Origin of the sequence: Bacillus sp. ATD (genome assembly GCF_050585765.1) — a bacterium.
Classification (GTDB): Bacteria; Bacillota; Bacilli; order Bacillales; family Bacillaceae; genus Bacillus; species Bacillus stercoris.
This window is the reverse complement of sequence record NZ_JBOBQH010000001.1, coordinates 612800-636638: the sequence shown is the minus strand read 5'-3', so window position 1 is coordinate 636638 and position 23839 is coordinate 612800. Positions and strand designations below refer to the sequence as shown.

At 44.7% G+C, this 23839-nt stretch carries 24 protein-coding genes; 8 read left to right on the top strand and 16 right to left on the bottom strand.

Translation table 11 applies throughout. From position 1 onward, the window contains the following. Positions 1-96 precede the first annotated feature (96 nt). Entirely contained in the window at positions 97-1893 is a 1797-nt protein-coding gene (locus ACQXR1_RS03170; protein ID WP_430771713.1) for a M3 family oligoendopeptidase, read from the bottom strand. Between the two features lie 133 nt (positions 1894-2026). Here ACQXR1_RS03170 and ACQXR1_RS03165 point away from each other — a divergent pair, with 133 nt between their 5' ends. Together ACQXR1_RS03165 and mrgA are read left to right on the top strand one after the other, a co-directional pair. Beyond that, on the top strand, positions 2027-2869 hold the full coding sequence (locus tag ACQXR1_RS03165; RefSeq protein ID WP_430771712.1) for an oxidoreductase: 843 nt from the start codon (positions 2027-2029) through the stop codon (positions 2867-2869). Between the two features lie 89 nt (positions 2870-2958). Beyond that, on the top strand, positions 2959-3420 hold the full coding sequence (gene mrgA, locus ACQXR1_RS03160) for a metalloregulation DNA-binding stress protein MgrA (protein ID WP_014665328.1): 462 nt from the start codon (positions 2959-2961) through the stop codon (positions 3418-3420). A 44-nt stretch (positions 3421-3464) separates the two neighbouring features. Here mrgA and htrB read toward each other — a convergent pair whose 3' ends face one another. Beyond that, entirely contained in the window at positions 3465-4841 is a 1377-nt protein-coding gene (gene htrB / locus ACQXR1_RS03155; protein ID WP_040081867.1) for a serine protease Do-like protein HtrB, read from the bottom strand. 277 nt (positions 4842-5118) lie between these two features. On the opposite strand from htrB, the gene cssR reads away from it, so the two are divergent. Then, complete coding sequence (cssR, locus tag ACQXR1_RS03150) at positions 5119-5796, top strand: secretion stress-responsive two-component system response regulator CssR (RefSeq protein ID WP_040081865.1); 678 nt, start codon at positions 5119-5121, stop codon at positions 5794-5796. Then, entirely contained in the window at positions 5793-7148 is a 1356-nt protein-coding gene (gene cssS, locus ACQXR1_RS03145) for a secretion stress-responsive two-component system sensor histidine kinase CssS (RefSeq protein ID WP_069838758.1), read from the top strand. The genes cssR and cssS overlap by 4 nt, the downstream gene beginning before the upstream one ends. Before the next feature lie 28 nt (positions 7149-7176). On the opposite strand, the gene spxO is transcribed toward cssS, so the two are convergent. Next, positions 7177-7341 (bottom strand): anti-adapter protein SpxO, encoded by a 165-nt coding sequence (gene spxO / locus ACQXR1_RS03140; protein WP_003221681.1) that lies wholly within the window; start codon positions 7339-7341, stop codon positions 7177-7179. A gap of 167 nt (positions 7342-7508) precedes the next feature. On the opposite strand from spxO, the gene ACQXR1_RS03135 reads away from it, so the two are divergent. Beyond that, complete coding sequence (locus tag ACQXR1_RS03135) at positions 7509-8384, top strand: TetR/AcrR family transcriptional regulator (protein ID WP_014665332.1); 876 nt, start codon at positions 7509-7511, stop codon at positions 8382-8384. A 39-nt stretch (positions 8385-8423) separates the two neighbouring features. On the opposite strand, the gene fumC is transcribed toward ACQXR1_RS03135, so the two are convergent. Both fumC and ACQXR1_RS03125 read right to left on the bottom strand, forming a co-directional pair. Further along, positions 8424-9812, bottom strand: a complete 1389-nt coding sequence (fumC, locus tag ACQXR1_RS03130) for a class II fumarate hydratase (RefSeq protein ID WP_430771711.1) — start codon at positions 9810-9812, stop codon at positions 8424-8426. 66 nt (positions 9813-9878) lie between these two features. After that, positions 9879-10064, bottom strand: coding sequence for a YvzF family protein (locus ACQXR1_RS03125; RefSeq protein WP_003244599.1), 186 nt, complete (start codon positions 10062-10064; stop codon positions 9879-9881). Positions 10065-10181: 117 nt separating this feature from the next. On the opposite strand from ACQXR1_RS03125, the gene gerAA reads away from it, so the two are divergent. The 3 genes from gerAA to gerAC are packed head-to-tail and all read left to right on the top strand — an operon-like array spanning position 10182 to position 13814. After that, positions 10182-11630, top strand: a complete 1449-nt coding sequence (gerAA, locus tag ACQXR1_RS03120; protein WP_014665334.1) for a spore germination receptor protein GerAA — start codon at positions 10182-10184, stop codon at positions 11628-11630. Continuing rightward, on the top strand, positions 11599-12696 hold the full coding sequence (gene gerAB, locus ACQXR1_RS03115; RefSeq protein ID WP_430771710.1) for a spore germination receptor protein GerAB: 1098 nt from the start codon (positions 11599-11601) through the stop codon (positions 12694-12696). Before gerAA ends, gerAB begins: the two co-directional genes overlap by 32 nt. Next, positions 12693-13814 (top strand): spore germination receptor protein GerAC, encoded by a 1122-nt coding sequence (gene gerAC / locus ACQXR1_RS03110; RefSeq protein ID WP_430771709.1) that lies wholly within the window; start codon positions 12693-12695, stop codon positions 13812-13814. The genes gerAB and gerAC overlap by 4 nt, the downstream gene beginning before the upstream one ends. 7 nt (positions 13815-13821) lie before the next feature. Here gerAC and liaR read toward each other — a convergent pair whose 3' ends face one another. From liaR to ACQXR1_RS03055, 11 genes are all read right to left on the bottom strand, one after another. Further along, positions 13822-14457, bottom strand: a complete 636-nt coding sequence (gene liaR / locus ACQXR1_RS03105) for a two-component system response regulator LiaR (RefSeq protein ID WP_134975131.1) — start codon at positions 14455-14457, stop codon at positions 13822-13824. Beyond that, complete coding sequence (liaS, locus tag ACQXR1_RS03100; RefSeq protein WP_095431866.1) at positions 14435-15517, bottom strand: two-component system sensor histidine kinase LiaS; 1083 nt, start codon at positions 15515-15517, stop codon at positions 14435-14437. Before liaS ends, liaR begins: the two co-directional genes overlap by 23 nt. Continuing rightward, positions 15514-16239 carry a LiaRS two-component regulatory system accessory protein LiaF gene (gene liaF / locus ACQXR1_RS03095; RefSeq protein WP_069838753.1) on the bottom strand — a complete coding sequence of 242 codons (726 nt, stop codon included), beginning with the start codon at positions 16237-16239 and terminating at the stop codon, positions 15514-15516. The genes liaS and liaF overlap by 4 nt, the downstream gene beginning before the upstream one ends. Positions 16240-16272: 33 nt before the next feature. Continuing rightward, positions 16273-17145 (bottom strand): LiaG family protein, encoded by an 873-nt coding sequence (liaG, locus tag ACQXR1_RS03090; protein ID WP_430771708.1) that lies wholly within the window; start codon positions 17143-17145, stop codon positions 16273-16275. A 100-nt stretch (positions 17146-17245) separates the two neighbouring features. After that, positions 17246-17923 (bottom strand): stress responsive protein LiaH, encoded by a 678-nt coding sequence (gene liaH / locus ACQXR1_RS03085; protein WP_430771707.1) that lies wholly within the window; start codon positions 17921-17923, stop codon positions 17246-17248. Positions 17924-17949: 26 nt separating this feature from the next. Further along, positions 17950-18330, bottom strand: a complete 381-nt coding sequence (liaI, locus tag ACQXR1_RS03080) for a cell envelope stress-induced membrane anchor protein LiaI (protein WP_430771706.1) — start codon at positions 18328-18330, stop codon at positions 17950-17952. A 161-nt stretch (positions 18331-18491) separates the two neighbouring features. After that, positions 18492-19760: an MFS transporter gene (locus ACQXR1_RS03075; protein ID WP_014665343.1), complete on the bottom strand. Its 1269-nt coding sequence runs from the start codon at positions 19758-19760 to the stop codon at positions 18492-18494. Between the two features lie 168 nt (positions 19761-19928). Further along, a complete protein-coding gene (locus ACQXR1_RS03070) occupies positions 19929-20516 on the bottom strand; it encodes a cob(I)yrinic acid a,c-diamide adenosyltransferase (protein WP_430771705.1) in 588 nt (195 codons plus the stop codon). A gap of 21 nt (positions 20517-20537) precedes the next feature. Then, the gene (locus ACQXR1_RS03065; RefSeq protein ID WP_430771780.1) at positions 20538-21866 is read right to left on the bottom strand and encodes an ATP-binding cassette domain-containing protein; all 1329 of its coding nucleotides are present in this window, start codon (positions 21864-21866) and stop codon (positions 20538-20540) included. Further along, positions 21866-22927, bottom strand: a complete 1062-nt coding sequence (locus ACQXR1_RS03060; protein WP_430771704.1) for a FecCD family ABC transporter permease — start codon at positions 22925-22927, stop codon at positions 21866-21868. Before ACQXR1_RS03060 ends, ACQXR1_RS03065 begins: the two co-directional genes overlap by 1 nt. Then, entirely contained in the window at positions 22890-23834 is a 945-nt protein-coding gene (locus ACQXR1_RS03055) for an ABC transporter substrate-binding protein (protein WP_430771703.1), read from the bottom strand. The genes ACQXR1_RS03060 and ACQXR1_RS03055 overlap by 38 nt, the downstream gene beginning before the upstream one ends. Between the last annotated feature and the right edge of the window lie 5 nt (positions 23835-23839).

Here is a 23839-nt window from a genome sequence, read left to right as displayed (position 1 = left end):
GTAGGATTCCATTTGTTTTAGGTATATCCAGAGAATGAAATCCTCATTCAGAGAAGAATTGAAAAAGCCGTGGCATTTAACGCCACGGCTTTTTCTTTAAGATTCGGTCATTTGCAAAAAGGTTTCGGCGTCACGCACAGCCAGCTTGATGGCATTCTCCCAGAAATCGCGCTTCGTGATGTCAGCACCCAAATGCTTCATCGCCAAATCCTCCACGGTCATAGAAGCCGTATCACGCAATAGCGCCATATACTTCTCTTCGAATGTGTCTTTTTCTTCAAGCGCCAACGCGTAAATACCAAGAGAAAACAGGTAGCCGAATGTATAAGGGAAATTGTAAAACGGCACCCTCGTGATGTGAAAGTGAAGCTTTGATGCCCAAAAAAGCGGATGATACTCTCCTAACGCATTACAGTAAGCCTCTCTTTGTGCCTCTTCCATCAGTTCATTCAAGCGGCCGGCTGGTACCACTCCCCGCTTTCGTTCCTCGTAGAATCTCGTTTCGAATAAAAATCTCGCGTGAATGTTCATGAAGAACGCAACGCTTCTTTGCACTTTATCCTCCAGAAGAACAAGCTTTTCTTCCCTCGTCTCGGCCTGCTGGACAGTCGCGTCCGCGACTATCATCTCTGCAAACGTTGAAGCCGTTTCCGCAACGTTCATAGCGTAGGAACGGTTTAACGGCCTGACGTCGAGCATTGCTTCCTGATGGAACGCGTGCCCGAGTTCATGCGCAAGAGTAGAGACATTTGAGGCGCTGCCCGAAAATGTCATGAAAATCCGGGATTCCCCGCTGTCAGGAAAACTGGTGCAAAAGCCGCCGACTCTTTTTCCACTCCTGTCTTCAGCCTCAATCCAGCCGTCCCGAAACGCTTTTTCAGTGAATGAGGACAGCTTTTTGCCAAACGTTGAAAACTGGCTGGTAATAATATTCGCGGCTTCATCATATGAATAGGCCTTTCCGTCAGAACCGATCGGCGCCTCAACATCGTACCAGCTAAGCTTTTCAAGACCGAGCATGGATGCTTTCCGGTTCAAAAACTGAACGAACGGCTGCTTGTTTTCAGTGATGACCTGCCACATCGTATCAAGTGTTTCTTTTTTCATCCTGTTGATCTGCAGCGGTTCCTTCAGGACATTCTCCCAGCCGCGCGCCTTATAGGTTTCAAGCCGGAATCCCGCCAAATGATTCAGCGTGCTGCTGAAAAGATCCTGCTTGCTTTCCCATGCTTGATGGAAACGTTCATAAACTGCTTTTCTGACAGCTCGGTCTTGATGGTCCATCATATTCTCCGCCTGACCGACAGACAATTGCTTGTTTTCACCGTTTTCCTCATACGGGATCGTCATTTTCCCGACTACCATATTGTATAAGTCACTCCAAGCGTGATATCCATCCACCGCAAGGTTTCCGATCAGTTTTTCTTTACCTGGGCTAAGCTTTTCGGCAACCCTCTGTCTTCTTTCATTTAATATGTAAGATATATCGCGTAATCCCGGTTTTGTTAGCAATTCATTCCACACGTCTTGATCTACGTCCACAAGTTTATGATCTAATGTAACGAGCGACGATTGAAAATCCGCGTAAAGCCGATTCATAAGCGACTGATGCTCTATAGCCTTTTGATCATTGATATTCTGGGCCTGAAGGCAAGCAACGAAAGCGCCGGCCTGCTGAAGCTTGACGGATGTCTGTTCGAATAAATCTAGCAACGCGGCCAGCTCATCAGCCTCTTCAGACGATGCAGGCACCTGAAACGCATCAGTCATGTCTTGAAATGCACGCAGACTTTGTGACAGCTTCTCAATATACCCTTTGAATTCTTCTGATTGGCTTCCGCCCTTAAAAAATGAATCAAGATCCCATCTTTGGTCTACCCCTTGCAGCGCCATAATACAAAACCCCTTTCCTTCTTTCGTTCTATTATAGAACAATTCTGAATTATTGTATAAAAATTTCTTTTATAGGCGTCATTTCCTGTTCAGGATAGTACAATAGCTGTAGCAGTTTAATAGGAGGGTTAGGATGAATAAAAAAATAGCAATCGTAACAGGAGCATCAAGCGGCTTTGGTTTGCTTGCAGCTGTAAGGCTCGCCCAATCGTTTTTCGTGATTGCCACATCAAGACAGCCTGAAAAAGCGGAACAGCTTCGGGAATTGGCTGCAGCACACAATGTGTCTGATTCCATTCTCATTACGGCTCTTGATGTCACCGATGAACAATCTATAATCTCATTCGGAAAAGCCATTAGTGCTTACGCCCCGATCGACCTACTCGTCAACAATGCTGGAACGGCTTATGGAGGATTTATCGAGGATGTGCCGATGGAACATTTCAGACAACAATTTGAAACGAACGTCTTCGGAGTGATCCATGTGACAAAAACCGTGCTGCCTTACATAAGAAAACATGGCGGCGCAAAGATTATAAACGTGAGCAGCATCAGCGGACTGACCGGGTTCCCTGCGCTCTCGCCCTATGTAGCTTCCAAGCATGCATTGGAAGGTTTTTCTGAAAGCCTGCGTATCGAGCTGCTTCCGTTCGGTATCGAAACCGCTTTGATCGAGCCAGGCTCATACAAGACATCGATCTGGTCAACCTCATTATCAAATTTTATGTCGGAGCCTGCTGACGATTCAGCCTATCACCAATACTATAAAAAGATCCTTTCGTACGTTGAAAAAAATGGAGAAGAAAGCGGAGATCCCCAAGAGGTTGCCGACCTCATTTATCAATTGGCAACAACAAAGCATTTAAAAAAATTGCGATACCCGATTGGAAAAGGCATCAAGCTTACCCTGCTGTTCCGATCGCTTTTTCCTTGGTCTGCGTGGGAATCTATTCTGAAGAAAAAACTATTCAGCTGATCTAAATTACAATTATTATAATTTAGTATTGATTTTTATTTAGTATATGATATAATTAAGTTAACAGATCACAAGGAGGACGTTATCTTATGAAAACTGAAAACGCAAAAACAAATCAAACATTAGTTGAGAATTCAATGAACACACAATTATCAAACTGGTTTCTTTTATACTCTAAGCTCCACCGTTTCCATTGGTATGTGAAAGGACCTCATTTCTTTACATTGCATGAGAAATTTGAAGAACTTTATGACCATGCGGCTGAAACAGTCGATACCATCGCTGAGCGCCTGCTGGCGATCGGCGGGCAGCCTGTTGCCACAGTGAAAGAATACGCTGAGCATGCATCTATCACAGACGGCGGAAACGAAACATCAGCCTCAGAAATGGTACAAGCATTGGTTAACGACTACAAACAAATCAGCAGCGAATCTAAATTCGTGATCGGCCTGGCTGAAGAAAATCAAGACAATGCGACAGCGGACTTATTTGTCGGATTAATTGAAGAAGTTGAAAAACAAGTGTGGATGCTTTCCTCTTATTTAGGATAGCAAAAAAGCTGAACCTTAATTGGGTTCAGCTTTTTGTTTTCTTCTTAGCTTGAGCTGCTTTCTGTCTGCTTCGTCAGTGTCACGTTCAACGTTTTCGTTTTTCCATTTCGCAGCACTTGGATTGTTGTTTGATCTCCGACTTTTAAGTCTTTGTAAAGGATCTGGCGGATATCCGCGCTGCTTTCCACGTCTTTGCCGTTTAGTTTGACAATAACATCCTCAGATTTTATGCCTGCTTTTGCCGCAGGTGAATTCGCTTGAACTTCTTTTACATAAACACCTTTGCCTAATTGATCCCCAAACAAGCCGAGCGTATTTTCCTGATAGGTTTCAGGAACTTGCGCCATGTCAATCATTTGCACGCCCAAAAACGGACGATCCACTTTTCCATTTTTCAGTAGCTGGTCAACAATCGGCTCGACATCATTGCTTGGGATCGCAAATCCGAGTGATTCCACACCGCTTTCGCTCACCTTCAAGCTGTTGATGCCGATGACCTGGCCGCTTGCATTAATTAACGGACCACCGCTGTTCCCCGGATTGATCGCTGCATCAGTTTGCAGCACGTTCATTTCCACCGTGCCCTGTGTTGTATCCACATCAATTGTCCGGTTCAGCCCGCTAATGATGCCTTGTGTCACCGTACCGGAAAACTGCTGTCCGAGCGGGTTGCCTATAGCGATTACCTTTTCGCCCGTGCGCAGCTGTGAAGAATCACCAAAGCTCGCCACTTTTTTGACGTTCTTTCCGCTGATTTCCAAAACCGCCAAATCAGTAATGGCATCGCTGCCGACAAGCTTGGCAGTTTCCGTTTCTCCGTTGTATAGCGTAACAGTCAGCTTGTTCGCGCCTTCAACGACATGGTTGTTTGTAATGATATACGCTTTATTGCTGTCTTTTTTGAAAATAACACCTGACCCGGTTCCGCTTTCACTTTCTGAGCTGGAGCCGCCGCCCGTGCCGAATGTGTTATTTTGAGAGGTTTGGATATTTGAAATTCCGACAATCGTCGGCTCTAAATCCTCTACCATATCAGCGACGTTTGAAGCGTTCGTTATCGGTGTCGAAGTAAAATTATCAGACTGCACCTGTTTATTTGCAGAAGCGGTCTCGGTCGCCTGATTTTGGTCTGACGGCAGATAAGGCGCGATGCCAAGCATAAGGCCCCCGCCGATAATACCGCCTAAAATCGGGCTTAGCCATGCGGCTCTCCGCTTCTTTTCTTTTTTCACAGCCGTTTCTTGCTTTTCCATTTCTAACGCAGAAGCTGTTTCCTGCCGTCCCGCATCATACGACACAGGCGCGTCAAGCAATTCTTGTTCAGAATGTCCTATCAGCTTCTGGTTTTCTGTATTAGACTGTTCTGTATGTGAAGGTTCTGTTTGATGTTGATCGTTTTGGTCATCACGTCGATAATCCATGTTCTTGCACTCCTTTAACGGTTATTCATTTATCGTTACATATTCATCGCATGTACAAGTTCAATTGTCCCAATAATGAGGAGAAAAGCAAAGCACCAAAATAGAATATGTTTGATCATCCTACATCTTCCTCGCTCTTTTTCTCTTCCTTTCTTCCCTTAACCATATCATAAACAAACATTGTGGGATAAAAATGAAAAGAATATGTGAAATTATGAAAATTGCCAGCCGTATGTTAAAACTAGTTTATAATGACGTTGAAAGGATGTGAAGAGCCTTGTCATACACCATTTATCTAGTTGAAGATGAGGATAACCTGAATGAACTGCTGACGAAGTATTTAGAGAATGAGGGCTGGAACATTACATCTTTTACGAAAGGTGAAGACGCCAGAAAGAAAATGACACCGTCTCCCCACCTGTGGATTCTCGATATCATGCTGCCGGATACCGACGGCTATACATTAATTAAAGAAATCAAGGCGAAAGATCCTGACGTGCCGGTCATTTTTATTTCTGCCCGTGATGCAGATATTGACAGAGTGCTTGGCTTAGAGCTTGGCAGCAATGACTACATTTCAAAACCGTTTCTGCCGCGGGAGCTGATTATCCGTGTGCAAAAATTGCTGCAGCTCGTATATAAGGAAGCTCCTCCTGTACAAAAAAATGAAATTGCCGTCTCCTCGTATCGGGTCTCTGAAGACGCCCGCGAGGTCTATGATGAAAACGGAAATATCATCAATTTGACGTCGAAGGAATTTGATCTCCTGCTATTATTTATCCATCATAAAGGGCATCCATACTCTCGTGAGGATATCCTCTTAAAAGTATGGGGACATGACTACTTCGGAACAGACCGGGTCGTTGATGACCTCGTTCGGAGACTGCGCAGAAAGATGCCAGAATTGAAGGTGGAGACGATTTACGGTTTCGGCTACAGGATGATGTCATCATGAAAAACAAACCGCTCGCGTTTCAGATATGGGTTGTTATCTCCGGCATCCTGTTAGCGATATCGATTTTACTGCTTGTGTTATTTTCAAACACGCTGCGCGATTTTTTCACCAATGAAACGTATACGACGATTGAAAATGAGCAGCATGTTCTGACGGAGTACCGCCTGCCGGGTTCAATTGAAAGGCGCTATTACAGTGAGGAAGCGACGGCGCCGACAACCGTCCGCTCCGTACAGCACGTGCTCCTGCCTGAAAATGAAGATGCTTCTTCAGACAAGGATTTAAGCATTCTGTCGTCTTCGTTTATCCACAAGGTATACAAGCTGGCTGATAAGCAGGAGGAAAAAAAGAAACGGTACAGCGCCGACGTCAATGGAGAGAAAGTGTTTTTTGTCATTAAAAAGGGACTTTCCGTTAATGGCCAATCAGCGATGATGCTCTCTTACGCGCTTGATTCTTATCGGGACGATTTGGCCTACACCTTGTTCAAACAGCTTCTGTTTATTATAGCTGTCGTCATTTTATTAAGCTGGATTCCAGCCATTTGGCTTGCAAAGTATTTATCAAGGCCACTCGTATCATTTGAAAAACACGTCAAACGGATTTCAGAACAGGATTGGGATGACCCAGTAAAAGTAGATCGGAAAGATGAAATCGGCAAATTGGGCCATACCATCGAAGAGATGCGCCAAAAGCTTGTGCAAAAGGATGAAACAGAAAGAACTCTATTGCAAAATATCTCTCATGATTTAAAAACACCGGTCATGGTCATCAGAGGCTATACACAATCAATTAAAGACGGGATTTTCCCTAAAGGAGATCTTGAAAACACTGTAGATGTCATAGAATGCGAAGCGCTTAAGCTGGAGAAAAAAATAAAGGATTTATTATATTTAACGAAGCTGGATTATTTAGCGAAGCAAAAAGTGCAGCACGACATGTTCAGTATCGTGGAAGTGACAGAAGAAGTCATCGAACGATTGAAGTGGGCGCGGAAAGAACTATCGTGGGAAATTGATGTAGAAGAGGATATTTTGATGCCGGGTGATCCGGAGCAATGGAACAAACTCCTCGAAAACATTCTGGAAAATCAAATCCGCTATGCTGAGACAAAAATAGAAATCAGCATGAAACAAGATGATCGAAATATCGTGATCACCATTAAAAATGACGGTCCGCATATTGAAAATGAGATGCTCTCCAGCCTCTATGAGCCTTTTAATAAAGGGAAGAAAGGCGAATTCGGCATTGGTCTAAGCATCGTAAAACGAATTTTAACTCTTCATAAGGCGTCTATCTCAATTGAAAATGACAAAACGGGTGTAACATACCGCATAGCAGTGCCAAAATAGACTGTAGATGTTTTTGCAGTCTATTTTTTTATGTGAAAGAATAGCCGTTAAAATCTCTGTAATTTGTTTTGAGCGGCTGTTTGCATTGATGAACCCATTTTTTCTCTGACAAGGTCTGCTTCGGATATTTGACTTTCTCCACTTTGATACCTCTGTTTCGCAAGCGGCTGATCATTTCGTCCAATTCTCTCATTCTAGATTCACCCTTTCGCTTGAGCTTTGACCATTCGGTCATCTCAATTTATAATATAAATAATACATGATAAAAAAACAAGTTACAATAAGGTTAATTTTATAACAGAAGGTGTGACTATATGGTCATATCCTAGCAGGCCTCAGGGCTCCGAAAGGGTGGAACCATTGAAGGAAAAAGAAAAGCTGATTATTGAAACAGCCTTAAAACTGTTTGCACAAAAAGGATACAACTCAACATCAGTCCAAGAAATCGCAAAAGAATGCAAAATATCTAAAGGCGCTTTTTATATTTATTTTCCTTCGAAAGAAGCGCTTCTTCTGTCTATGCTGAACTACTATTATGATAAAACGTTTACCCGAATTTTAAATATTAAAACGAAGGACGAAAGCCCCAGAACGGCTTACCGCAAACAGCTGACCGTACTCTATGAAAACATCCTTGAACACAAGGATTTTATCAGCATGCAAATGAAGGAAGGTTCTCTGCCTTACACAGAGGAAGTGGAGCAGTGCGCAAAAAAAATCCGCCAGTCCTCACTTCAATTTCATATCGACAGTCTGCTGAACATCTACGGAAAAAAAGCGGAACCGTACACTGCAGAGCTTTGTTTTTTAATAGAGGGCATCAGCCAGATTTACCTGGAATGCATGATTTTGCTCGGGTATGCTGTAAAGCCGTCTCAATTAGCTGACATCATTATGAATCGAATTGATGATATGGTAAAAGGCATGTCTGAACGGCACGAAAAGCCTTTCATCACATTGGAAGAGGCGAGCTCTTTATTTGGGCCTCTTACGCACGGCCGGCCTGACCCGCTGACTGAATCGATTGTGAAAAGCCTACGTGACAAAATTAACAGCTTACACACAAACTCCTCTCTTGAATTATCGGAGAGCTTGGACATACTTGAAGCAGAAATGAAGAAAAAAACACCGAAGCTGGCAATTATAAAAGGGATGATTCATAATCTGACGGAGTCTGAAGCGCTCGCTAAAGATGCGGAGCAGCTTAAATATTTATTAAAACAGCAACATATTTAGAAGAACGGCTGCTTTTTAAGCAGCCGTTTTTTCTTTCTATTACGCCTTTGGTTTTACCATGTCTTCCGGCTTAACCATTTCGTTAAATTGCTCCTCTGTCAGCAATTCAAGCTTCAAAGCCGCTTCTTTAAGTGTCAATCCCTCTTTATGGGCAAGCTTGGCGATTTTCGCCGCGTTTTCATAACCGATATGCGGGTTCAGCGCCGTAACAAGCATTAATGAATTTGACAGGTTTTCCTGAATGGTTTCTTTATTAGGCTCAATACCGACAGCACATTTATCATGGAATGAATTCATGCCGTCACTGAGCAGCTGCACAGATTGCAGGTAGTTGTAAATAATAACAGGCTTAAACACGTTCAGTTCAAAGTTCCCCTGACTCGCCGCAAAGCCGATTGTCGCATCGTTCCCCATGATTTGCGCTGCGATCATTGTTAACGCTTCGCTTTGTGTCGGGTTGACTTTACCAGGCATAATGGAGCTGCCCGGCTCATTTTCAGGGATGACGATCTCCCCGATGCCGCAGCGAGGCCCGCTTGCCAGCCATCTGACATCGTTCGCGATTTTCATTAAGTCAGCCGCAAGCGCTTTTAATGCGCCATGCGCATAAGTGATTTCGTCATGGCTTGTCAGCGCGTGGAATTTATTCGGCGAGCTGCTGAACGTTTGGCCAGTCAGTTTGGTGATCTCTTCTGAGACAAGCTCTCCAAACTCTGGGTGGGCGTTGATACCCGTTCCGACAGCCGTTCCACCGATTGCAAGCGCACGCATTTTATCAGTCGCTTCCAAAATCATTTCCTTCGAACGGTCCAGCATGTAAACCCATCCGCTGATTTCCTGTCCGAGGGTCAGTGGCGTAGCATCCTGAAGATGCGTGCGTCCGATTTTGACAATATCATTGTATGCTTTCGCTTTCTCATCCAATGTATTGCGAAGCTGATCAAGCGCCGGCACAAGCTGCTCGTAAACAGCCAAAACAGCGGCAACATGCATCGCAGTCGGGAATGTGTCGTTTGAGCTTTGGCTGCGGTTCACATCATCATTTGGATGAATCGTTAGATCAGAGTTCTTCTCTTTTAATAAAGCAGTCGCACGGTTGGCTACCACTTCGTTCATGTTCATATTGCTTTGTGTGCCGCTTCCGGTCTGCCATACAACAAGCGGGAAGTTGTCATCGTACTTGCCTTTGAGCACATCATCACAAACTGCTGCAATCGCTTCTGCTTTTTCAGCATCCAGATTGCCAAGGCGTTTATTAGCAAGAGCTGTGCTTCGTTTTAATATTGCAAACGCCTTCACAACACGCATCGGCATTTTTTCAGAACCGATCTTAAAGTTCTCCTTGCTTCGCTGTGTTTGGGCGCCCCAAAATTTATCAGCAGGAACTTTTACTTCTCCCATGGTGTCTCGTTCAATTCTGTATTCCATTTATGTATCCCTCCATAACGGTTGCTTCAATAGATCATAATTCGCCAATGACACAAAAAATCCTTTTTATTTTTCGATCTTGGCAGATTTTAATTTTAATTCAAGATATACGCGGGAATCCTTTGAATATTTGTATTTTGGATTCGTCCTGCCGTACTCCTTTGATGTATAAGAGACATCATAATGCTGTTCAAATGATCTGATGAGCTGTTCGATTTCTTCTTGTTTACCAGCAAGCCTTACCTGTGCCACTTCGTCTCCTCCGCTTTCATAAAAAAACTTACTCCATGAAATACTCTAACACAGTATATCATTTTTTTAACAGGAAAAGATAACCTCTACTAAGGTTTTGGATAAGAGGTGACCTCATTGGAACAAACAGAGTTTAAAGAATATATACACGATAATTTAGCATTGTTGCTTCCAAAATTAAAAGAAAACGATGATCTTGTGAAAAATAAAAAAATGCTTGCGAACGGATTGGTTTTTTACTATCTCTATTTCAGTGAACTGACAGATGAGAATAAGGTGTCAGAAGCCATTAAAACTTTGATCAAAGATGAAGAGACCTTAACGCTTGACCAGGTCAAAAAACGCCTTGACCAGCTTGACGCAAGACCTATTGAAACCGCAAAAAAAACAATTGAATCGATTCTCAACGGCAATTGTGCCGTGTTTATCAACGGATTAGACAAAGCCTATATTCTGAGCACAGGAAAGAAAAAAACAAGAAGCCTGACAGAGCCGACAACTGAAAAAGTAGTTCGCGGCCCAAAAGTTGCGTTTGTAGAGGATATCGATACAAATCTCGCTCTGATCAGACAAAGAACCTCTCATCCGAAATTAATCACCAAAAAAATCATGATCGGCGAAAACAAGCTGAAGCCTGCAGCCATTATGTATATTGAAGGCAAAGCAAAAAAGTCCGTCATAAAAGAAGTAAAAGCGCGGCTTAAAAATATCCAGCTGGAAGATATCCAGGACAGCGGAACGCTCGAGGAGCTCATTGAAGATAATAAATATTCACCTTTTCCGCAGATTCAAAATACGGAAAGGCCTGACAAGGTATCTTCAGCCCTGTTTAACGGCCGTGTGGCAATTTTGGTCGACAGTTCACCATTTGTGCTGCTGGTGCCGGTTTCTCTCGGCATCCTGATGCAGTCCCCGGATGACTACTATGAACGCTGGATTTCAGCATCTCTTATCCGGTCGCTGCGTTTTGCTTCTATCTTTATCACCTTGTTTTTGTCATCAATTTATATTGCACTTGTTTCCTTCCATCAGGGGCTGCTGCCAACCGCACTCGCCGTTACAATTTCGGCAAACAGGGAAAACGTGCCGTTCCCTCCGATATTTGAAGCCTTGCTGATGGAAGTAACCATCGAGCTGCTAAGGGAAGCCGGACTGCGACTCCCCAATCCGCTCGGACAGACGATCGGCCTCGTCGGGGGCGTAGTTATCGGACAGGCGGCTGTAGAAGCGAATCTCGTCAGTTCGATTATGGTCATTGTCGTCAGTGTCATTGCCCTAGCATCCTTTACCGTTCCTCAGTACGGAATGGGGCTGTCTTTCCGGGTGCTGCGTTTTATTTCGATGTTTTCCGCCGCTATTTTAGGGCTGTACGGCATTATTTTATTTATGCTTGTCGTTTATACGCACTTAACGAGACAAACGAGCTTTGGGTCTCCGTATTTTTCGCCAAACGGATTCTTCAGCCTGAAAAATACGGATGACTCCATTATCCGTCTCCCAATTAAAAACAAACCAAAAGAGGCGAATAATCCAAATGAGCCAAAAACAGACTCCACTGAAACTTAATACCTTTCAAGGTATTTCGATTATTGCTAATACAATGCTTGGGGCCGGACTTTTAACCTTGCCTAGAGCGCTGACCACTAAGGCTAATACGCCTGATGGCTGGGTCACGCTGATATTAGAAGGTTTCATTTTTATTTTCTTCATTTATTTAAACACGCTTATTCAGAAAAAACATCAATACCCTTCACTCTTCGAGTATTTGCAGGAAGGGCTTGGGAAATGGATCGGCAACATCATCGGCCTTTTGATCTGCGGCTATTTCCTAGGCGTGGCCAGCTTCGAGACCCGGGCCATGGCTGAAATGGTGAAGTTTTTCCTGTTGGAGAGAACACCCATTCAAGTCATTATTTTGACGTTTATTTGCTGCGGCATTTATTTAATTGTTGGGGGCTTAAGTGATGTGTCGCGGCTGTTTCCCTTTTATTTAACGGTAACCATTATTATTTTGCTGGTTGTGTTTGGGATCAGTTTTAAAATTTTTGATATCAATAATTTGCGTCCTGTTTTAGGCGAAGGCCTTGGACCCATTGCAAACTCCCTTACCGTCGTTTCCATCTCTTTTTTAGGAATGGAAGTGATGCTGTTTCTTCCTGAACATATGAAGAAAAAGAAATACACGTTCAGATATGCTTCTATAGGATTTTTGATTCCGATTATCTTATATATCGTTACGTATGTTATCGTTGTCGGAGCTTTGACCGCTCCCGAGGTGAAAACGCTGATTTGGCCGACTATTTCTCTCTTTCAGTCCTTTGAGCTTAAAGGCATATTTATTGAACGGTTTGAATCGTTTTTACTGGTGGTCTGGATCATCCAGTTTTTCACAACTTTTGTCATTTACGGATACTTTGCCGCTAATGGGTTAAAGAAGACATTCGGATTATCGACGAAAACAAGCATGGTGATTATCGGCATAACGGTCTTTTATTTTTCTCTCTGGCCGGATGACGCCAATCAAGTCATGATGTACAGCGATTATCTTGGATATATTTTCATCTTCCTGTTTCTGCTTCCCTTCATTCTCTTTTTCATTGTAGCTCTCAAAAGGAGGATTACAGCAAAATGAAAACCCGGATTTTATGTATGTTTATATGCACCCTATTGCTGTCCGGATGCTGGGATAGCGAGAATATTGAGGAATTAAGCTTGGTGATCGGAGTAGGCCTAGACAAGCCCAACGATAAAAATTTAGAGCTGACACAGCAGATTCTCGTGCCGAAAAAAATCAGCGCCAAGGAGGGCTCTTCATCTGACCCGACACAGCTGTCTATCACAAAGGGTGAAACTGTCCATCAAATGATGAGAACCTCTGCATTAAAGCATAATCCTACGTTTTCACAGCATTTGCGACTTATTCTGCTTTCCAAGAGCGTGATTGCGGATGAGATTGGAATGGACGCGATCATTAACCAGTTTGTCAGAGACAACGGAACACGGAGGAGTTCCTACGTCTTTATCACCAACGGCCGAACTAAGGATATATTTAAAATGAATGATGAAGGCGAGCCCGCATCCAACGTGATATATGATCTGACAGAGAATAATAAGGTGACGATCAGAATGATGGAGCCAGTTACATTGGGGGAGATCTCAGAACACTTAACCTCTGACGATTCATTCCTCATCCCTCATGTCGGTAAGGAAAATGGCAAGCTCGCGATAAACGGAGCCTCTATCATCAAAAACAAATTATGGCACCGGGATCTCACCCCGATTGAGGTTCAAAATGTCAACTTATTTTCAGGCACTGTCGAAGGAGGCGTCATTGACTTGAAGCGCGATGGCCATCTCTTTTCTTATGAAGTATATTCGAGCAAGCGGAAAATCAAGACGGACTACAAGGATGGAAAGTTCAAATTCACTGTCACCCGAACTATTGAAGGTCGTCTATCTGAGGACTGGAATCCAAATGAAGATTCGTTTAAGGATTCATATATTAAAAGCATTGAAAAGACAGTCGAAAAACAAGTACACAAATCAGTAACGACATTTATTACAGAGAAGCTGCAGAAAGAGATCAAAGCGGATGTGACCGGATTGGGAAACCAAGTCAGAATTCATTATCCTCAAAAGTGGAAAAAGATCGCAAGAAAATGGGATGATGATTATTTCAGCAATGCGGAAATAGACTACCGGGTCAATGTGATTGTCAGAGACTTCGGAACGAAAGGCGCAAACAAATAGGAGCCGCCTATTTGACGAGATGATTTCGATGCGCGTACACCGCCGCCTGCGTCCGGTCACTGACATCCAGCTTTGATAAAATATTCGTAATATGCGTTTTGACGGTTTTAATTGTAATAAACAGCTCCTCGCCTATTTCTTTGTTTGTTTTTCCTTCTGCAATCAGGCAGAGTATTTCGAGTTCCCGTCTCGTAAGGGATTCATGCGGGAGCGCGTTTTCACCTGAGTGGCGCAGCCTGGACAATACTTTTCCCGCCACTTTTGATTCCAGCTTTGGCTCTCCCTTGCTTGCGGCGCGGATGGCATCGGCGATTTCTGCCGCTTTTGAGGTTTTCAACAGATAGCTGAGCGCGCCAGCTTCAATAACCGGGTACACTTTGTCATCATCAATGAAGCTAGTGAGCACAATAATTTTCGGGTCGGAAAGCTCCCGGCAAATTTGCTTTGTAGCTTCGATGCCATCCATGCCTTCCATGACTAGATCCATTAAAATGACATCAGGCAATAGTTCCGCAGCAAGCCGAACACCTTCACCGCCGTCCGATGCTTCGCCGATGACTTCAATATCTGGCTGCGCCTCCAAAAAAGCCGCGAGCCCCATTCTGACCATTTCATGATCATCAATCAATAATACTCGAATCACGTTCGTTCTCTCCTTTTTCTTCCGGGAAAATCGGGACCTTCACTTCGATTTGTGTGCCTTTTCCTTCTACTGAAATCACTTCGGCGACCCCGCCGATTTCACTCGCACGTTCTTTCATAGAATTCAAGCCGTATGAGGATGCTTTCACCTGGTCCATTTTAAAGCCTTTTCCATTATCAATCACCTTCAGACGGAGCTGACTGTTCTTTATACCGAGAATCACGGTTACTTTTGACGCTTTTGAATGTCTAAATACGTTTGAAAGGGCCTCCTGCACGATTCTGAACAAGTGGTCTTCAACACCCTTGGATATTTTTGTGTCCTGTATATCCCACTCAATATCAAGCGGCTGCTTTTTTCGGAACTCGTCCAAAAGCTCCGTAAGGCCCTCCTTCAGCCCTTTTCCTTCAAGGGTGACAGGCCGTAAATGGAGCAGCAGCGCCCTCATCTCATTTTGGGCTTCGCCTGCCATATGCTCGACCATCTTGATCCGCTTGACTGTTTTATCATCAGCATCCTTGACTTGTTCCAGCACTGCTGATGTCATCATCGATATGGCAAAGAGCTGCTGGCTGACAGCGTCATGAAGGTCTCTGGCCAATCGCTGGCGTTCTTCCGATATGACCGACTTCTTCATTTGCGCCTGCCATTCCGCACGTTCATTGGAAAGCTTCTGCAAGGATGCGACTTGAAGCTCCACGCGCTTCGCCATTTCGTTCAGCTGATCGGCAGCCAGGCCGATTTCATCATCTCCGAGCGGCGGTATCCGATAAGCGAAATTGCCGTTTTCAAAGGTTAAAATCGATTCAATTAATGTATCAACCCTTGTCTTCAATCGGTTGCCGTACATATACCCTGAGGCGAAACCGACCGTCACGCTGATCAGCAGCAAAATTAGGATAAACGGAATTCCGAACCAGCTTGATGACAGCAAAACACGCGGATCGAGCCGGTAGTAAAACATCATAAAGGTAATCAAGCAGGCAAAAAGCAGGAGGCTGATTCCCGTTGTCATGCGGATGGCGCGCCATTGAAGACTGGCAAGCAGTTTTTTTCTCATACGTACTTCACATCCACATCACCGATAAATAGGGAAACGGACACTTTGACCCGGCGCTTTGACTCGCTGAAATCAGTTGACGCGGCATATACCTTCGTGCTTAATCCGCTTTTCTTCGAGCCGATCAGATTGATGTCACCTATGAAAACAGCCGAGCTGACAGCCACTTCAAGGTCCGATGGTACATAAATATCAACGTTTCCAATGACTCCGCTAATGACGATCGTGCTTTCTCCTTCGGGAATCATCGCTTTAGATAAATCGATTTTGATATCACCGATAAAACCAGAGACATTTAAATCATTCAGGTCAAACGGCTGCTTCATCATTTGCAGCTCTCCGATAAAAAAGCTGCGCATGTCAGGCTGTTTCACATCTTTCGGCGGTTCATGATGTTCTTTTTTATTGAGGTTGACCCGTTTCTCATTCGGTTCGAATATCGGCTTCCCTTTGACAAGCCTGTAGCCGGCGTAAATCAGAAATGCGGCAAACGCATAGCCGAATAAATTAAAGGTGATGCTGAAGAGGTTTCTCAATAAAAGAAACGCGGCAAAGATATACATGACCGAGCCAAGCCAATCACGGGAATATTTTTTAAGGAAATAGCCGGCAATCAGAAAAAAGAGCGGCCAAAACAGCAGATCGCCTATTCCGATAATTTGCAAAAACATACTGATGCCGAATAAAGCAATGATAAATCCAAGAAGCTGTTTTTTTGTCATTCCTGGTGTCCGCCTCCTTTCTTCTGCCTGGTGCTACCGAATCGTTACATCCCCGCTGTCCGTTTTGATATCGATTGGATGCCGGCCGCTTCCTTGCGAGCCTGTGATGTGATGCTGTTCTTTATGTGCTGTATCAGCAAATGAATACGGCGAACTGACGTCACCGCTCGCTGATTTCGCTTTGACTGTAAAGCTGCCGTTTTTGGGAAGGCTTAGATTGGCATCACCGCTTGTCAGCTTGACAGATACGGGCCCGGTTACCTTTTTCAATACAGCATTAAAATCTCCCGAAGTCATTTTTACATCGAGAGAGCCTGATACATCAGCCAGATTTGCGTCTCCTGAAGCTAAGTCAATGCCGGCTGTTTTGTAATCGGTATTTGAAATGGTGACATCTCCGGATGACCCCTTTACTTTCAGTTCTTGAAGACGGACGTCTGTCACTCTCGCATTTCCGCTCGCAGATACTGCGTTCAGCCTGGAAAGCGCAAGATGGCCATTCCCGGCCACAGACACGTCCCCGCTTGAGGTTCGCACTGTCAGATCACCTTTGTAATCATACGGAAGCCGGACGATAAGAGTCGAACGGTTAAACCCATTCAAAAATTGAAATTCTTTTTCCTTTACGGTCAGCACCAGTTTTCTTTTGTTTTCAGTCACAAATAACTTTCCCGAGTCTCCTTCAATGCCTGCTGATATGTCATTTCGTTCTTCCGCTATGACCCGGACATCCTTGCTATCGGACTCTATGACCATGCTGTCAATGTCCCGCGGCAACGCGCTGGCTGAATCGGCTTCTGTGCCATTTATGAAACCCAAGCCTGCGGCAAACACGTCTTTTACGACGACGGCGAAAAAGACAAGAATACCGGCAGTGATCAACAGTTTGCCAAGCATTTTTTTCATTCGGTTTCATCCTTCTCATTCATTCTATTATAAAGGAAAAGCTTTCGAATTGATACGTGCGGAAGGGAAGGACTTGACCGCAAATCCTTCCCCGTTCCGCTTATTCATTTGCCGCTTGTGTCTTGTCTGATTTTTGCAGTGAGAGCGCCCGCATTTTTTCAATCTCCGCTTCCACGTCATCTGCGAATTCTTTGCGTGTGAGTTCGGTGCCGGCTTCCGCTGACTTTGAATAATTCGCGCGGATTTCCATTTCTTCAATACGATTTTCAATACGTAAAAATTCACGATACGCACTTTCACTGTCAATTTTGTCAAATGTCGTATTCATATGCTCTTTAGCTTTCGCCGCATTTGCCCGCGCAATCAGCGCCTGTTTTTTATCCTTTACGTCTTGAAGCTTTGTTTCAAGAGCCGCCAGCTGTTCTTTCAGGTCAGCCAGCTGACTGTTAGCCTGTTCAAAGGAAACTTTATGCTCTGCCGCCTTCCCTTCTAAATACTTCATTTCAGTCAGCGCTTTTTTCGCCAGTTCTTCTTCACCTGCGTCAAATGCGAGCTGTGCCTGTTTTTTCCGTTTGCCAGCCACTTCAGCGGCTTCTTCATATTTTTTCTTAAATTGATAGGCAATCGTGTGCTGTTTCACAATTGTTTGCTTTGCTTTTGCAATGTCACTTTCCATATCGCGTACATATTGATTCAGCATTACCTTTGGATTCTCCATTTTATCAAGTCCTTCATGAACTGACGCAACAAACATGTCTCTGATTCTTTTTAATACCATACCTAATTCCTCCTAATATATTGATATTATTTTTTCTTCAAAAATTCTTCCCATTCGTCATCAAAGTGAGATTGGTAGGAAGCTGAAGCCGGTTCAGGATCAAAAGATGATACACCGTTATCAGCTGATCCGTTTTTCATCAGCTTCCAGCCGTAATACACCATAGCGGCTGCCAATGCGATTCCGACGACAAACGGAAGTGAGCAGATGAGCATAATGGCTCCGATACCTCCCACGATGATTCCCGTGATGGTTTTTCCTGCGGCAAACCTTTTGACTCCTGCGAATGTCATTAAGCTCCCGATGGCGAGCGGGATGATAAAGCCGAAGCTTCCTCCTCCAAAAAAGACGGAGATCCCAAATACAATTAATAAGAATCCGCCTACTGTTTTTTTGTTTATCTTCATGCAGATCCTCCTTTCGTTTTCCTTGTCTTCATCTTATACAAGTTGGCATTTATGCAAAACGAATCAGAGATTGATTTTTATATAAGACCCGAGTCGTATCTCGCACCGGACCCATCGGCACAAAAAAACGCCATGCACGAGGCATGGCGTTTCAAAACCCTTTACAGATGAACACTTGCTTCTCTTTCCTTAATCAGGTCGGACCTTTCTGCTTTGGCCAGTTTTGTAAACAGCAAAATTCCGATACCCGCAATAATTTCGACAATCCCTCCGGCAGCGATCACTTTTCCTGAGCCGAAAGCATTTGCGGCATATCCGCAAATGACAGCTCCGGCAGGGATCGAAATATTTGAGATCATATGTATAACGGCGTAAACCTGCGGCTGATCCTCACTATCCACAGAGGTCTGGATAATCGTGTACTCAGGAACATTAACAGCACTGACTGCGGCGCCAAAGGTAAACGCGGCGAAAAACACGAGCGGCAAAAAGGTGTTCATCCCGGTAATAAAGAAAGCAAATCCTTCAATAATGCCGGCAGTGACGAAAAGCAGCCCATACCTGTTTACTTTGACTTTCGCCAGCACAAATCCTAATAAAAATGCGCCTGCGGCGGTGGTGGCCTTTAAAAGCGAGTAAACGATCGGCTGGCCGTTTAAATCTTCCGCAACGTATACGGCTGAGAGCGCTTCCCAAGGGGCAGCCGCGAAATTCATAAAAATACAGTAAATAGCGAGCGGATATAAAATCTGATGCTTTCTGACGAGCCTAAAACCGCGTTTCAGTCTTCCGATATACGTGCCTCTCTGTGTCACAACAGCAGCCTCTGATTGAGACTCAACCGCAGTGTACTTAATAAAAAGGACGAGAAAACCTGACACCAAATAGAGCACAAGTGCGATAAGCATCGTATAAGAAGGGCTGATAAATGTAAGAAAAGCGCCGCATAATGTGACAGCCCCGAGTCGGACAATTTGAGCGGAGGATTGCAGCACAGCGTTTGCTTTTTGAATGCCCTGTTCATTTACGATTTGAGGAATCAAAGCGATTGAGGCGGGATTGTAGGCAGCTCCAGTAGCAGAATGCACAATCATAAGCGTCATGACAAACCACAGCGGAGAGAAGCCCGCAAAATGGCATAGAGGGATAATCAAAACAATTGCTGCCCTTGTCAGATCTGAAAAGTACATCCAAAATTTCAGCGTGCTCTGTTTCATAAATGGCCCTGTCACAGGCGCCAGCACGGCTTCCGGCAAAAAAGTGACAGCAATCAATAAAGCAGTGCCGATCGCACCTTTGCCATCATAAATTAAAAACCATAATATTGAATTAAATGCGAACATATCGCCGGATATCTTGACTATTCTTGAGAAAAACAGATAATTGAAATTTCTCTTCCAGATGCTATCACTTTCAATTAAATTCACCATCCATCAGAGCCCCCCACTGCCTATTTTTTACATCTATTTATTACAATATCTCATTTTTCCATTTTTCAGTCAATAATTCATAAGGTTCATTTTTTGTCGCAAAATGGGAAATTGACAAGGTGAAAAACAAAAAAGCCGGCATGTATATGAACACGCCGGCTCTCACTTCTACTTTTCCGATTCACTGCTGTTTCGGTCCCGAAACACAATAGCACTCCTTTCATATTCTACATCGCCAATACCGCTTCTTGCATTCACAACCCGTGCAGCGGCAAATAAATAGTCGGACAGTCGATTGAGATAACGCAGCACTGTTTCATGAATCTCCTCCGATTTCATCAGTGTCACCACTCTTCGTTCTGCCCGCCTTGTAATGGTACGCGCTACATGAAGAAGCGAAGCACCCTTCGATCCGCCTGGAAGAATAAATTTCTTCAGTTCCGGCGCTTCTGCAGTATAGGCATCAATGCGCGTTTCTAAAAAGGAAACAGATTCTTCCGTTAGCTTATAGTCTTTTCTTTCTGTGACAATTGCCAGATCGCCTCCGCAGTCAAACAGCTCATGCTGGATGGTCAGCAGCTCTGCTGTCAGATCTTCAAAACCGGGCTGCCCGGAAAGCTCTGCCAAAGCAAGCCCGAGAAAGCTGTTAAGCTCGTCAATCGTGCCGTAGCTTTCGACGCGGGGACTGTCCTTGTCCGTTCTGCCCCCGATTAAGCCCGTTTGTCCCTTATCGCCTGTTTTTGTATATAGTTTCATACCTGAATCTCCTTTACAGACTTATTCAAACAGCTCAGCAGCCTCTTTTACACATTCAGCTGTTCCGTTCTTTATCAATTGATTCAGCCGCTGTTCTGTGTTTTCGGATTGCTGAGTTTGGGTCGCGGCCACGAGAATATCACCTGTATCTCGTCTGTCTCCCAGCACTTTCGTCCGTTCTGCTTCGGCAGCCATAAGAGCTTTGATGAAAAATTGATCTGACGCATAGCCATTAATCAAAATCCAAATGGAAAAGCCGGTCAGAACGCATATGAAAACAGATAACTCTTCATCTTCAAATGTTCGATAAACGAAACGGTCAAGCCTTTCTGAAGATGCGGTCGCACACGTTTCCTCCAGTTGAAAACCGTTCTCTGAAAGATAGGCTGCAAGTCCTTTTATCCGATCTGACTGATCTGGCAGCCGTTTATGGATCAGCGTTCTGCTCCACGAAAACCCTGCACCGATAGGCGTCGAGGACAATGTTCGAAGCGGGATTTCCGTTTGCAGAAGAATATCATCACGCCCCGCTTGGAGCAATGCTTCAAATGGGATAAACTGCCGCTTTTCGCTGTCTTTTTCAGGCTGAATCACAATCATCGGTTTAGGTGAGCTTTGATGAACCAAGGCGGTGACATCTGTATCGTACACCGCCTTTATGCGATGTTCTGTGACAGCATATTCCGGTTTTTGCTTAGGCCCTGCGGTGCCGTTTTTCATAAACATGAGCCCATCACAGTACAGGCTTGCGGTGTTCAAATCATGAAAAACGCTGACAGCTGCCAATCCGCTTTCACTCGTCAGGCGTTTAATCAGATCAAGCAGGTCTTTTTGATAAGCCAGATCGAGAAAATTGGTCGGCTCGTCCAAAAATAAAATACGCGGCTGCTGCGCCAAAGCTTGGGCCAAATACACCCGCTGCTGTTCCCCTCCGCTTAGTTCGCGGACCGGCTTTTGCGCAAAAGCGGCCACTCCTGTTTGCTCCATTGCTTTCTGTACAATGGCTTTATCCTTTTCAGTCTGCTGTCTGAACAGCCCCGTTTGGAACGGATATCTGCCAAAGGCCACAGTTTCTTCGACCGTAAAGGTGAAGGCTTGATCCGTTTTTTGCGGCAGGACAGCCATGATTTGCGCCAGTTCCTTCGGTTTATAGTCCGCCAGCGGTTTTCCGGCCAGATAAACGCTGCCTTCTTTGGCCGGCAGCGTGCCTGTCAGCAAGTGCAAAAGCGTGGTTTTCCCGCTTCCATTAGGGCCGAGAATTCCGAGGAATTCCCCCTTCTCCACTGTTAAGCTGACATTGTTGACCAGACAGCTGTCGCCGTATCCTCCCGACAATCCTTCTGCCTTCATCATAAGCTTTTCCTCCCGCGGTGCTGCCGAATTAAAATTAGAGCGAACACAGGCGCTCCAGCCAAGGACGTAATGATCCCGATCGGCAGTTCAATTGGCTCAATGATCGTTCTGGAAAGCAGATCGGCTAAAACGAGAAACCCTGCCCCGAGCAAGGCAGAAAGCGGCAGTAAATGCCGATGGTCTGTTCCCCACAAAAGCCTTGTGATATGCGGAATGACAAGGCCGACAAAGCCGATCGTGCCCGACACTGCCACAGCGCTTCCGGTCAAAAGAGAGCCGGCTATTAAAATCATCATCTTCCTTTTCTGAACGCTGACTCCGAGAAGCTTTGCTTTGTCTTCTCCATATGTCATCACGTTCAGCTCCCTTCCGTTTATAATCAATAAAATGGTTCCCAAAAGAAAAAACGGAAGAAACAAAATAACATAACTCCAGCCTCTCATTGAAACGCTGCCAAGCAGCCAATGCACAATCGGAAGCAGGTTGTCTCCTGTCAAGGCAATGATAAGAGAAATAAATGCGCCCAAAAAAGAGTTGATGATAACACCAGTCAAAATGAGGGTGGAAACAGACATCGAAGTGTGAACGAGGCGGCTGAAGGAAAGGACCGCCGCGATCGTGGCAAGCGCCGCGGCTACACTCATAACCGGGAGTGTAAACCCTCCGATGCCAGGAAGCTGCAGGCTAAAGAATAGGGTCACAACCGCGCCAACTGAAGCACCGGATGAAACACCGAGCGTATAAGGATCAGCAAGCGGATTTTGCAGCAGCCCCTGAAAAGCGGCCCCTGCGATAGAAAGAGCCGCCCCCACAAGGGCGGCCAGCACAACTCTCGGCAGTCTGATATTCATCATAATATTAGAGTACATTGGATCATCAGAACCGATAGAGCCGCCGAAACCTTGATGCCAAAAGACACGAAAGACAGCGGGAATAGGAATATGCAGGCTGCCGCAAGAAATTCCTAAGATGATGCTCACGGCTAAAAATGAGAAACCGATGATATATGCGGTAAAACGATTATTCCTTAAACGTATTTGGGTAAATGCTTTCCGCAAGTTCTTCGACCCCTTCGATCAGACGGGGACCCGAACGTGTCACAAGATCAGGGTCCACATCATATACACGATGATGTTTCACAGCATTGATTTCGCTCCAGCCATCGCGTTTTTCCACAGCTTTCGCTTTCACACCGTCCGTTGTAACAATTGCATCAGGATTGAGTTTTACGATCGCCTCGTCTGTCATTTGCACCCAGCCAGTCTGATCCGCCGCTGCGTTTTTAGCATGGATGACATTCAGCATTTCATTCATAAACGTATCTTTTCCGGTTGTATAAATGTCAGGATCGGGAGAAACCTCGATAAATACACTTTTTTCCTCGTCCTTTGAAATGGTTTTCGCTTTTTCTTGAATATCCTTTAGATCTGATTTCATGTTTTTCACGAGCTGATCGGCTTGTTTCTCCGCCCCGGCTGCTTCTCCGATCATTTCGATTGATTTGTACACCTCGGAGAATGATTGTGCATCATTGACAGTCAGCACGGTAATGCCCGCGTCCTTCAGCTGTTTGATGGCATCCGCTGATGCTGACATGGAAGACTCGTGAGCCAGAACGAGATCTGGCTTTAGAGAAATGACTTTTTCAACGTTTATATTCATATCTCCGACTTTTTCAACCTTTTTGACTTCCTTTGGATAGGTATCGTTTGTGGTGACACCGACCACTTTGTCACCGAGGCCGAGAGCATATGTAATTTCTGTGTTGCTCGGCATTAATGAAACAATCTTTTTCGGCTCTTTTTTGATGGTTACATCCTGGTTTGACGCATCATCAATGGTGACAGGGAACGCTTCTGTCTTTTGTTTTGCCTTGGAATCCTTCTGATCCGCAGAATTGCCGCAGCCTGCCAGCATAACAGCGGCCAGCAGGAGCGCAGTCCATATCCCGGCTCGTTTTTTCATACACT

Bases quoted from the DNA above. Each gene is read 5' to 3' on its own strand.
- ACQXR1_RS03170 (WP_430771713.1), bottom strand. From the start codon at position 1,893: ATGGCGCTGCAAGGGGTAGACCAAAGATGGGATCTTGATTCATTTTTT.
- ACQXR1_RS03165 (WP_430771712.1), top strand. From the start codon at position 2,027: ATGAATAAAAAAATAGCAATCGTAACAGGAGCATCAAGCGGCTTTGGT.
- mrgA (WP_014665328.1), top strand. From the start codon at position 2,959: ATGAAAACTGAAAACGCAAAAACAAATCAAACATTAGTTGAGAATTCA.
- htrB (WP_040081867.1), bottom strand. From the start codon at position 4,841: ATGGATTATCGACGTGATGACCAAAACGATCAACATCAAACAGAACCT.
- cssS (WP_069838758.1), top strand. From the start codon at position 5,793: ATGAAAAACAAACCGCTCGCGTTTCAGATATGGGTTGTTATCTCCGGC.
- spxO (WP_003221681.1), bottom strand. From the start codon at position 7,341: ATGAGAGAATTGGACGAAATGATCAGCCGCTTGCGAAACAGAGGTATC.
- fumC (WP_430771711.1), bottom strand. From the start codon at position 9,812: ATGGAATACAGAATTGAACGAGACACCATGGGAGAAGTAAAAGTTCCT.
- gerAB (WP_430771710.1), top strand. From the start codon at position 11,599: ATGAGCCAAAAACAGACTCCACTGAAACTTAATACCTTTCAAGGTATT.
- gerAC (WP_430771709.1), top strand. From the start codon at position 12,693: ATGAAAACCCGGATTTTATGTATGTTTATATGCACCCTATTGCTGTCC.
- liaS (WP_095431866.1), bottom strand. From the start codon at position 15,517: ATGAGAAAAAAACTGCTTGCCAGTCTTCAATGGCGCGCCATCCGCATG.
- liaF (WP_069838753.1), bottom strand. From the start codon at position 16,239: ATGACAAAAAAACAGCTTCTTGGATTTATCATTGCTTTATTCGGCATC.
- liaG (WP_430771708.1), bottom strand. From the start codon at position 17,145: ATGAAAAAAATGCTTGGCAAACTGTTGATCACTGCCGGTATTCTTGTC.
- liaH (WP_430771707.1), bottom strand. From the start codon at position 17,923: ATGGTATTAAAAAGAATCAGAGACATGTTTGTTGCGTCAGTTCATGAA.
- liaI (WP_430771706.1), bottom strand. From the start codon at position 18,330: ATGAAGATAAACAAAAAAACAGTAGGCGGATTCTTATTAATTGTATTT.
- ACQXR1_RS03075 (WP_014665343.1), bottom strand. From the start codon at position 19,760: ATGGTGAATTTAATTGAAAGTGATAGCATCTGGAAGAGAAATTTCAAT.
- ACQXR1_RS03070 (WP_430771705.1), bottom strand. From the start codon at position 20,516: ATGAAACTATATACAAAAACAGGCGATAAGGGACAAACGGGCTTAATC.
- ACQXR1_RS03065 (WP_430771780.1), bottom strand. From the start codon at position 21,866: ATGAAGGCAGAAGGATTGTCGGGAGGATACGGCGACAGCTGTCTGGTC.
- ACQXR1_RS03055 (WP_430771703.1), bottom strand. From the start codon at position 23,834: ATGAAAAAACGAGCCGGGATATGGACTGCGCTCCTGCTGGCCGCTGTT.